We start from the raw sequence: 11163 nt of genomic DNA, 5'->3' as shown, positions 1-11163 counted from the left end.
GAAAACACCGGCCCCGCCAAAGAAGACGCCAGGGACTCTGCTCCCGGTGAGGCCGACGACAGCAGCGACTACGCCGCCGACGCCGCCGGAAGCGCCGAGACCCCGAGCGAGGCTGCTGCCACCGGCGACTGTGGCAGCGACGCCGAGAGCGCTGATGACCCCAGTCAGGCGGACGACGACGTCTCCGGCGCCATGGGCGGTCCCGCTGCGGGTGGCACCGACCACTCCGACGCCCTGGACGAGCTCGGCCCTGCCGAGGCCGGTGCGGGGAGCGATGCCGGTGTCGATGGAGACGCGAACGCCGGTGTCGCCAGCGCCGACAGCCCGAGCAGCGCCGATGGCCCGAGCGAGGAAGCCTCCGACGACGCCTGCGCTACCGCAGAGACCGGCCTCGGTGACGTGCGCGAAGCCGAGGCCGACCACACCGCCGACGACGCCACCGGCTCCGGCGACGGCTCGGCCGGACGCGATGCGCACTCTCGCGGCTGCGGAGTCGGTGAGCGCGGGGCCGGTGAGCGCGGGGGCGGTGAGCGGCGGTCCGGCGAGTGCGAGCCGCGCGACACCACAAGCACCGCCTCCGCCGGGGGCGACCACACGGTGAACGCCGCCTCCGCCCAGGGCGACGACGCTACGAGCGCCAGCTCTGCGGAGGGCGACGAGACCACGCCCGCCACGGGCGGAGACAGCGACCGTGCCGCGACTCAGACGGGAGCACCGCACGCCACGCGGCGCACGTCAGCCTGGCCTGCCGAGAGTGGCGAGCATTCGCATACAGCCCCTTCGGACACGACGGCTTGGGACACAACAGCTTCGGGCGGTACGGTTTCGGACGCACCGCCATCGCAGGTAGCGCCCTCGGAGGCGGCGTGGGCGGATCCTCCTCCCGAGGACGCCTCCGCACATCACGCCCACGCCGGGCTTCGGCCTGCGGGGGACTGCCGGCATGGGCAGAGCACGCCTGGAGACCACGGCGACGTGCGCCGGGGCCAGCGTGGCCATGAGCCAGGCCGCGATGAGCGGGACGGCGAAGAGCCGGGCCGAACTCGGCATGACGCAGCGGGCGGCCAGGGCGCGTGGCGGCGGTGGAGTGGCGACGCGCGGTGCTCGCATGCGGCGCAGGCACCGGGAACAGCACCGGGGGCACCGGGAACGATGCCCGGTGGGCCCGGACCGGAGCCGGAGACATCACCCGGGAGGGCATCGGGAACAGCACCGGGAACCGGGCGAGGGACGCCGGGAGCGGCGCAAGGAGCGGCGCAGGGTGCGTCACCGGGGGCAGCTCCGGGAGCAGCTCCGGGAGCGTCGGCAGGCACGCCGCCCGGGGCGTTCCAGGGGACGGCGCTGGGGGCGTCACTGGGACCAGCGTTGGGGGCGTCGTTGGGGGCGTCGTTGGGGATGGTGCCGGGGTTGTTGCTGGCGACCGGGCAGGTGCTGCCCCTCTCCAGCGTGCACCGCCTCGCCCGCACCTCAACCCTCGTGCGGATCGTCTTGAACGCCGACGGACAGGTCCTCGACATGGGCCGCAAAGTCCGCCTGGCCACCCCCGCCCAACGACGGGCCATCTTCGCCCGCTACGCCACCTGCTGGATCGACGGCTGCCCCCTGCCCGCGACCATGTGCCAGATCGACCACGCCGACAACTGGAGCACCGGCGGCCTGACCGACCTGAAGCTGCTGGGACCAGCCTGCCAGTTCCACAACCGCCACCGCTACCAGCATCCCGAGCGCTACACCCGCCGCAAAGAAGGCACCGACCGCTGGGCCTTCACCTACCACCGCCTCGGAAGAGCCCGACGACTACGCGAGTGAGGGAGGGGCGGCGCGCGGACAGGCCGGGCTTCGATCGGCGATTGTTCGCCGAGTCTCTGTCCTACCCATGGGACGTACACGACCGCGACTTCACTGCCTATGGCGCCGGCTCCTCCAGTATCTCTGTCACGCGTCGATGTCGTTCTACGGGGTTGTTAGCGTGCGCGGCGTCAGATCTTGGACGTATCCCTCGGCCGCCCCAAGCCGATCCGCACCGATCCGCACCGATCCGCACCGATCCGCACCGATCCGCACCGATCCGCACCGATCCGCACCGAGCGGCTCGTGCTCCGTGAGCCCGAGGCGCGGGACCGTACTACGTTCGTCGAGCTGCTCGCCTCGCCGGAGGTGCACACCTACCTCGCCGGGATCGGGGGGCAGGGGGCGTCAGGGAAAGTCCAAGGGGGGAGGGGCCATCGGGGTGAGGCCGAGGGCGGCAAGTGCGGTCGCGCCGCGCTCGGCATGGCTGCCGCCGGCGAGCACCAGGGTCCGCGCGGACTGGTAGCGGCAGCCGGCGGCGTCGAAGGCGGCTGCCGTGGCGAGCAGCGCCTCCTGGTCGCCGTCGAGCAGGGCTCCGGCTCGCTCCACGATGGCGCCGGCGACCGGGTTGCCGGCCACGACGGTCCGGGCCTCGGCGAGGCGGTCGCGGGCGACGGGACTCCCGGCGAGCACGGCGGCCTCGGTGCGCAGCGCGACATACCAGTGGTGCCAGATCCAGGTGACCCACTTCCACACCCGGCCCGGCTCGGGGGCCGTCCGCTCCATCGCCTCCGGTGCTCGTCCCTGGTGGAGCAGGAGTATGGCGTCGAAGACCGCCCCGTAGCCGTAGGTGTGCTCCGGTGAGCTGCCGAGCTGGTCCAGGACCTGATGCCATTCGCACCGGGAGTCGTGGTCGCCGCGCAGGCCGTGGATCATCGCCACGGCGGCCGCCGCCGGGCTGAGGATCGACCGGGCGGGGCTGCCTGCCCGCCGCCACGCGTCGAGGAACCGGACGCTGCCGGTGAGCACCTCGCCGACGTCGCCCGCCAGCGCGTCGACCATCAGCAATCGGCACGTGGCGCGGTGACCGACCTCCGCCAGCGACGGATGACCGGCCAGTTGCCGTGCCCAGCGGCGGGCGCCCGGCACGTCCCCCGCGCCGAGGCCGGCCTCGGCGGCCATGCCGAGCGCGTCGATCAGCTCGTGGGTGCCGGCCGGCGAGATCGGCAGGGACGTCAGGAGCGTGATCCGGCGCCGGGCCGTGGCCGCTGTGGCGAACGCGTCGCCGGCCCAGCACTGCGCGCCGGTGAGCGCGTCGAGCGCGGCCGACTCGGCGAGCGGGTCGCCGGTCCGGCGGGCGAGCTCGACCGCCCGCTCGGCGCGCGCGATCGTCTCCGGTACGGCGTTCCCGGGCGGGCCCTGGACGGCGCCGAACGCGTCGCTGAGCACCGCGGCCTCGGCCAGTGCCACCGCGGCCCGCGCGGCCGGGTCGTCGCCGGCCAGGTCCCGCGCCTCGGTGACCAGCGCGAGTGCCTCCTCCCGCGACGGGAGCCGTACGAACGTGGTCGAGAACCGGAAGGCGATGGTGGCGGCGGTCGCCAGGTCGGCGGCGGCGCCGGCGGTGTCGCCTGAGGCGCGGGCGGCGTCCGCGGCAGCGAGGCGGAGGCGGTACATGTCGTCGCCGGTCGTCCGGCAGCCGGCCACGGCCGCGGCCTGCCGGAGCATCGCCGCGGCGACGGCGGGGTCGGCCGCGAGCTCGGCCGCCTGCTCATAGCGCCGCTGCGACTCGCCGGTCAGGTTGCGGATGAAGGCCGGTTCCGCCAGGTGGCGGGCGAGCTCGTACGCGTCCGCGCGCTGCTCGGGCCGGTCGGCCGCCCAGGTGAGGGCCGCGCGGAGGTCGTCCGCGACCAGGTCGAACCGAACCCGCCAGTCCTGTCGTACGGTCGCCAGACCGGCGGCCTCCGCCAGGCACCAGCGAAGGTGCCGGGTTCGGGCGTCCACCAGCTCACCGGCCTCGGCGAGCCGCTCGGTCGCGTACTGGCGGATGGTCTCCAGCACCCGATATTCCGTGCCGCCCTGGGACGCCGTCACCACCAGCAGGCTCTGTTCGGCGAGCCTGGCCAGCCCGTCGGCGACCAGGCCCGCCTCCGACCCGGTCACCTCCGCCGCCGCGGCTGCGGTGAACGGCGCCGCGAACACCGACACCCGGCGCAGCAGCGCCCGATCGGCCGGTTCGAGCAGGGCGTGGCTCCAGTCCAGCGCCGCCCGTACGGAACGGTGCCGCTCGTCGGCGCGGGAACCGCCGGTGAGCATCCGGAGCGGGTGGGACAGGGCGGCGGTGATGCCGTCGAGCCCGAGTGTGGGATATCGGGCGGCGGCGAGCTCGATCGCCAGCGCCATTCCGTCCAGGCGCTCGCAGATCGAGGTGACCTGGTCGCGCAGCGGTGGATCGAGCGGCGACCCCACCGCCGCCGCCCGGTCGAGGAACAACGCGACGGCGTCCGACTCGCCGTCGACGGTCAGCGACAGCGGGGGGACCGCGTAGACCCGTTCGAACGGCACCATCAGCCGGGCCCGGCTGGTCGCCAGCACGGTCAACCGCGGGCACCTCGCCAGCAGCCGCTCGATGAGCAGGGCCGCCCCGTGCACCACGTGCTCGCAGTTGTCCAGCACCAGCAGCGCATGACGGTCGGCCAGCGCGGCGACCACGGACTCGGTCATGTCGCGGCCGGGCTGCTCGCCGAGGCCGACCGCCCCGGCGACCGCGGTCGCGATCATGTCCGGATCGGTCACCGGGACGAGGTCGACGAACCACACCCCGTCGGGGTGCTCGCCGGCCGCCTCCGCGGCCACCGCCAGCGCGAGCCGGGTCTTGCCCACCCCGCCGGGACCGACCGCGGTCACCTGGCGGTGTGCCTTGATCATCTCGGTCAGCTCGGCCCGTTCGCTCGCGCGGCCGACGAACGAGGTCAGCGGGGCCGGCAGCGCCGGTGCGGGCCGTGACGGGGCGGCGCCGGCCGGCTCGGGCGCGCGCCGGGCGAGCGCCCGCCGGTCCTGCACCTCCAGCTTGCGCAGCAGGGAGGAGACGTGGCTCTCCACGGTACGCACCGAGATGCACAGCCGTGCCGCGATCTCGGCGTTGCTGAGATGGGCTCCGACCAGTTCCAGGACCTCGGCTTCCCGAGGCGAGATCTCCACTCCTGTCGCCACTGCCCCATCTTGTCGCATGCCCTCCGTACGCGATCCGCGGTGGCCTCCGAGGGTGGTCTGTGCCGTCGCTCCGTACCGTCGCTCCGTGGCCGTTTCCGTGATCACCACGGATGTGGGCGGGCCGGGCCGGGAGCGAGGCTGTGAACCACGCGAACGGCGGGTCGACGCGACCCACGACGACAGGAGTGACCATGACCGGCTCTTCCACCCAGGGCATCACGACCGTGCTGCACCCCGTGTCCGACCTGACGAAGGCCAAGGCGGTGTACGTGGCCCTGCTCGGTGTCCCGCCGCAGACCGACTCGCCCTACTACGTCGGTTTCGACGCCGGGGGCCAGCACATCGGCCTGGTGCCGGGCGGTGGGCCGCAGGGCATGACCTCGCCGGTGGCCTACTGGCACGTGCCGGACATCGAGGCGAAGCTCGCCGAGCTGACCGCCGCCGGGGCCACCGTGAAGGAGGCCGCGCACGAGGTCGGCGGCGGCCGCGTGGTGGCCACCGTCACCGACCCCGACGGCAACGTCCTCGGCATCCTGCAGGACCGGTGAACACACCGTGTCCGCCACTGACGGCGGCCCCCGAAGAGACGACGACCCCACCCCTCCGGAAGGACCTCCCATGACCTCTCTCGAATCCGTCATCCTCGAAGTTCCCGACCCCGAGGCCGCGGACGCCTTCTACGACGCCTTCGGCCTGGGCCCGTACGTGGACGTACGCGCCTCGGACGCGCCGGCGACCGGCTTCCGCGGGTTCGCGCTGTCCCTCGTGGTGTCCCAGCCGGGCGACGTGGACGCCTTCGTCGGCGCCGCCCTCGACGCCGGGGCCACGACGCTGAAGCCGGCCACGAAGGGGTTCTGGGGCTACGGCGGCGTCGTACGCGCCCCGGACGGGACGATCTGCAAGATCGCGACCTCGAACAAGAAGGACACCGGTCCGGCGGTCCGGCACATCGACCACGTCACGCTGCTGCTGGGAGTGGCGGACGTCAAGGCGAGCAGGCGGTTCTACGTCGACCGCGGCCTGACCGTGGCGAAGAGCTTCGGCGGCAAGTACGTCGAGTTCGACACCCCGGCGTCGGCCGTCACGCTGGCGCTCTATCCGCGCCGCGCCCTCGCCAAGGACGCCGGTGTCCCCCAGGAGGGCGCGGGATCACATCGGATCGTGATCGGCGGGGCCGCCGGGCCCTTCACCGACCCCGACGGGTTCGTCTGGGAGGCCGCGTCCGCCTGATGAGTCAAGCAGGGCGTGCCCGGACGCGCTCACGCCGCGGCGAGCTCACCCCATCGGACACGGGGACCGACCGCGGCCGTCCTCCGGCCGGCGTCGACGACGATCTGCTTCATCGGGCCCAGGCCGAGGACAAGACCTCCCTCCGTTGTCGAGAAGCCGGTGAAGCCGTGCCCGCCCCGCGTACGGCGAGCTCGAGAACGGTCTCGCGGGCGAGAGTCCGCGCCGCGACGGCGTCGGCCCCGGGTGCGGCAGCGCGGCGGTAGGCGCACCTTTCGGTCGTCCCGACCGGACAGTAAGGGGCGATTGTTAAATCCAGTTGAACTCTTTGCCCCGATATTGCCCATCCCCGGCAAGATCCACCACGATACGTCCCCGGAGTTCATCCGAACCCCACTTATCCCTTTTCCCCCTGTGGGTGCCTGTTTGCCCACATAGGAGAGCTTGTGTTACTCCCGCACGTGCGGCGTGCGGTCCTGATCGGGACCGCCGCCCTCGCCCTGCTGCTCCCGCAGAACGCCGCGTACGGCGCAGCATCGGCCGCACCCGGACCGGACAAGGTCGATCGGGTGGTCCAGAACGACCTGTCCGCCCACGGAAAGGCCACCTTCTGGGTACGGCTCAAGGACCGCGCCGACCTCGGCGCCGCCCGAATGGCCAAGAACAAGAACGACAGGGGGCGGCAGGTCTACCGGCTGAAGTCGGAGACCGCCGCTTCCTCGCAGGCCGGCCTGCGCAAACTCCTCACGAAAGCGCACGCGGAGTTCACCCCCTTCTGGATCGTCAACACCGTCAAGGTGACCGGTGACGCGAAGCTGGCCGCCGAGATCGCCGAGTTGCCCGAGGTGACGGCGATCGAGCCGTCCCGCACCGTGCCCCTGCCCGACCCGCAGCCGGCCAGGGCGCAGGCGGCGACCGCCTCCGTCGAGTGGAACGTCGACCGCGTCAACGCCCCGAAGGTGTGGAACGAGCTCGGCGACCACGGCGAGGGCGTCGTCATCGCCAGCATCGACACCGGTGTCCAGTGGGACCACCCCGCCCTGGTCTCCCAATACCGGGGCACCCAGCCGGGCGGCGCCGTCGACCACAACTACAACTGGTTCGACCCGGCGCACGCCTGCCTCGACCAGGCGCCGTGCGACGACCGCGGCCACGGCACCCACACCGTGGGCACCATGGTCGGCGGGGTCGGCGGGGTCGGCGGGGTCGGCGGGGTCGGCGGGGGCAACGCGATCGGCGTCGCCCCCGGAGCCAAGTGGATCGCGGCCAAGGCCTGCCTGACCACGGGGTGCCCCGACTACGCGCTGCTCGCCGCCGGGCAGTGGATCCTCGCGCCCACCGACTTGAACGGCCAGAACCCCCGTCCCGACCTGGCGCCCGACATCGTCAACAACTCCTGGGGCGGCGAGGGTATCGACCTCTGGTACAAGGACATGGTCGAGGCGTGGGTCGCCGCCGGCATCTTCCCCGCCTTCTCCAACGGCAACGCGGGACCGGGCTGCGACACCACCGGCACGCCCGGCGGGTACGTCGCCAGCTACAGCGCCGGGGCCTTCGACTCCAGCGGCAAGATCGCCTACTTCTCCTCCGGGGGACCGGGCGAGAACGGCGAGATCAAGCCGAACATCTCGGCCCCCGGCGTCGACATCCGCTCGGCGCTGCCCGGCAACGGATACGGGCTGAAGTCGGGCACCTCGATGGCCAGCCCGCACGTCGCCGCGACCGTGGCGCTGATGTGGTCGGCCTCCCCCTACCTTCGGGGCGACATCGAGGGCACCCGGGCGCTGCTCGACCACACGGCGACCGACGTCGACGACGAGGGCTGCGGCGGCACCGCCGCGGACAACTTCGTCTGGGGCGAGGGCATGCTCGACGCGTACGCGGCCGTCAAGGCGACCCCGGCCGGCGAGCTGGGCACGCTGACCGGGACGGTCAGCTCCGACGGCTCCCCGGTCTCCGGCGCGACCGTCGAGGTCTCCGGCCCGCTGAACCGCACCGTCCCCACCGCGCAGGACGGCACCTACAGCCTGCCCCGCCTGCTGAGCGGCGACTACGCGCTCACCGTGCGGAAGTTCGGCTACGACGATGTCACCCGGACCGTCACCGTCGGCACCGACGAGACGGTCACCGAGGACGTGTCGCTCACGGCGCAGACGCTGAGCAGGGTGTCGGGAACGGTCACCAGCGTGGGCCTGCCCGAGGCGGGCGCGACGGTGACCGCCGCGGGCACGCCGGCCACCGCCGTCACCGACGCCCGGGGCCACTACGAGCTGCTGCTGCCGCACAAGACCTACGACCTGAAGGTCGCGGCGGACTCCCTGTGCGCCGAGGACGCCACCGTGCCCGTCACGGTGACCGGCGAGATGACCAGGGACATCGAGCTGGCCAGCCACATCGACGGGTTCGGCCACACCTGCAGGAGCGGTGCCCAGCCGTACGTCGAGGGCACCCACCTGGAGCCTCTCACCTACGACGACGAGACCCAGCGGATCACCCTGCCGTTCGCCTTCCCGTTCTACGGCACGACCTACACCAGCGGCCTGGTCAGCACCAACGGGTTCCTGAGCTTCGGCGACAACGCCTACTCGTTCCCCACCCACAAACCACTGCCCTCCGGCGACGGGCCGAACGCCGCCATCTATCCGTACTGGACCGACCTGGGGCTGTTCGAGGGCGAGGGCGCGCTCTACACGGCCACGATCGGAGCCGCGCCGAACCGCACCTTCGTGGTGGAGTGGCGCAACGCCCGGTTCTTCGGCGTGGACGCGGTCATCTCGTTCGAGGCGCTGCTCGGCGAGGACGGCTCGATCGGGTTCCGCTACCGCGGGATCGACAGCGACTTCAAGGCCGGGGAGAAGGCCACGATCGGCATCGAGAACGGCGACGGCACCGACGCGTTCCAGTACTCGTCCGACAGCCCGGTCCTGCGTGACGGCCAGAGCCTGACCATCGCGGCCCGCGGGCACGGGCTGGTCGCCGGCACCGTCACCGACGCCAACGACGGCGGCCCGCTGGCCGGCGCGACCGTGAAGGTCGGCGACGTCGCCTTCACCACGGGCCCCGACGGCGCCTTCCTCGGGCAGGTGCCCGCGGGCGACCACCACGTGGAGATCTCGGCGGACGACTACGGCACCCTCACCAAGGAGGTCGGCGTCGCCGCCGGCGGCCGGACCCAGGTGGACGCCGCACTGGCCACCGGCCGGGTCACCGCGTCCACGAACCAGGTCACCCTGGTGATGCCGGCCTCGGCCACCAGGAACGCGACCTTCGAGCTGTCCAACCCGGGCTCCGACGCGACGTACACGGTCGAGAACGACCCGGCGCAGACCTGGCTCGGCGTGACGCCGGCGAGCGGGAGCATCAAGGCGGGCGGGTCCGTGACGCTCCGGGTCACCGCCTCAAGCGCGGGACTGTCTCCGGGGGATGTCCGCACCGGTGTGCTGCTCGTGCGCTCGTCGAGCGGCCGGGCGCCGGTCGTCCCGGTCAGCGTGGTCGTCGTGGTGCCGAAGGTGCAGGTCGCCGTCGAGGCGGGCGGCGGCAGGAACGTGGTCGACGCGGCCGGCGACACGTGGACGGCCGACCGGGAATACACCCCCGGCGGGTACGGCTACGTGGGCGGCGGAAAGGCGAAGACGTCGCCCACGGACGTCAAGGGCACGTCCGAGCAGGGACTGTTCCGCAGCGCCCGCGAGGGCATGCGGGCCTACCGGTTCGACCGTCTTCCTGACGGCGTCTACACGGTGGAGCTGGGCTTTGCCGAGACCGGGCACAAGAAGGCGGGCAAGCGCGTCTTCGACGTCGCCGTCGCGGACGCCCCGGTCATCCAGGGGCTCGACCTGGCCAAGGAGGCCGGCGAGAACACGGCGGTGACCCGCCGGTACACGGTGAAGGTCACCGGCGGCCGGCTCGACGTGGTCTTCCGGCCCCACAAGGGCGACCCCATCGTGAACGCGATCCGGGTCACCGAGCGTCCGGACAAGGCGGGCGCCTAACCGCCTCCCCTCTGAGACCGGCCCGCCCCCTCCGGCGGGCCGGTCTTTCCGCGTTTGCGTGCTCGTGCGATGGCCGCGCTTCGGCTCGGGATCCGGCGTGCTGTCCGGCGGGGGCGCGAGAGGTGGTCTTCTTGAGTGCGGCTTGACGAATTCCGGGCGGGCATGCGATTCTGACTACGGGATAGAGGTTGACAATGCGGATAAGTGTGGACATTCGTTTGTAGTTTGCTTTATGCTGCCCTCTCACGCTCGCCCTCGGCATCCCACTTCCTCCTATCGAGTGAGCTGTCCTCCGGCGCGCGTGTAGTCAGTCCGCGAGTCCTCGGAAGGACACCTGTTGGCAGCCTCGCCTCACGCCGCGCCTCACGCCTCGTCCCACGCTTTCGCCGTTCCGCCCGGTCCTCGCCGCGTCTCCTTCGCGCGGATCGAGGAGCCGCTCGAAGTGCCCGACCTTCTCGCCCTGCAGACCGAGTCGTTCGACTGGCTGGTGGGCAACGAGCGATGGAAGGGCCGGGTCGAGGCGGCTCGCCAGGCCGGGCGCAAGGACATTCCGCTTCAGTCGGGTCTCGAAGAGATCTTCGAGGAGATCAGTCCCATCGAGGACTTCTCCGGAACCATGTCCCTGTCGTTCCGGGATCACAGGTTCGAGCCGCCCAAGTACTCGGTCGACGAGTGCAAGGACAAGGACATGACGTACTCCGCCCCGATGTTCGTCACGGCGGAGTTCATCAACAACACCACGGGTGAGATCAAGAGCCAGACGGTGTTCATGGGCGACTTCCCGCTCATGACGTCGAAGGGCACCTTCATCGTCAACGGCACCGAGCGTGTCGTGGTCTCCCAGCTCGTCCGTTCGCCCGGTGTCTATTTCGAGCGCAGCATCGACAAGACGTCGGACAAGGAGCTCTTCGGCGCCAAGGTCATCCCCTCAAGGGGGGCCTGGCTG

General features: G+C 72.1%; 6 protein-coding genes and 1 pseudogene. 5 read left to right on the top strand and 2 right to left on the bottom strand.

The window, feature by feature from the left end; genetic code table 11:
• On the bottom strand, positions 1-477 hold a 477-nt coding region (locus FLX08_RS41745; protein WP_208761963.1), incomplete at its 3' end, for a hypothetical protein.
• A gap of 930 nt (positions 478-1407) precedes the next feature.
• On the opposite strand from FLX08_RS41745, the gene FLX08_RS39180 reads away from it, so the two are divergent.
• A complete protein-coding gene (locus FLX08_RS39180; RefSeq protein ID WP_142625320.1) occupies positions 1408-1809 on the top strand; it encodes an HNH endonuclease signature motif containing protein in 402 nt (133 codons plus the stop codon).
• Positions 1810-2196: 387 nt separating this feature from the next.
• Here FLX08_RS39180 and FLX08_RS39175 read toward each other — a convergent pair whose 3' ends face one another.
• Positions 2197-4998 carry an ATP-binding protein gene (locus FLX08_RS39175; RefSeq protein ID WP_244313224.1) on the bottom strand — a complete coding sequence of 934 codons (2802 nt, stop codon included), beginning with the start codon at positions 4996-4998 and terminating at the stop codon, positions 2197-2199.
• Between the two features lie 191 nt (positions 4999-5189).
• Here FLX08_RS39175 and FLX08_RS39170 point away from each other — a divergent pair, with 191 nt between their 5' ends.
• The 4 genes and pseudogenes from FLX08_RS39170 to FLX08_RS39155 form a co-directional block, all read left to right on the top strand.
• Positions 5190-5546 (top strand): VOC family protein, encoded by a 357-nt coding sequence (locus tag FLX08_RS39170; protein WP_142625318.1) that lies wholly within the window; start codon positions 5190-5192, stop codon positions 5544-5546.
• A 70-nt stretch (positions 5547-5616) separates the two neighbouring features.
• Positions 5617-6228 carry a VOC family protein gene (locus FLX08_RS39165; protein ID WP_142625317.1) on the top strand — a complete coding sequence of 204 codons (612 nt, stop codon included), beginning with the start codon at positions 5617-5619 and terminating at the stop codon, positions 6226-6228.
• Positions 6229-6686: 458 nt separating this feature from the next.
• Positions 6687-10217 carry a S8 family serine peptidase gene (locus tag FLX08_RS39160; protein WP_244313223.1) on the top strand — a complete coding sequence of 1177 codons (3531 nt, stop codon included), beginning with the start codon at positions 6687-6689 and terminating at the stop codon, positions 10215-10217.
• Between the two features lie 337 nt (positions 10218-10554).
• Positions 10555-11163, top strand: a pseudogene (locus tag FLX08_RS39155) (DNA-directed RNA polymerase subunit beta); the annotation flags it as partial.

Source organism: Microbispora hainanensis, assembly GCF_006874475.1.
Lineage (GTDB): Bacteria > Actinomycetota > Actinomycetes > Streptosporangiales > Streptosporangiaceae > Microbispora > Microbispora hainanensis.
The sequence above is the reverse complement of the archived record's forward strand: the minus strand, read 5'-3'. Positions and strand labels throughout refer to the sequence as shown.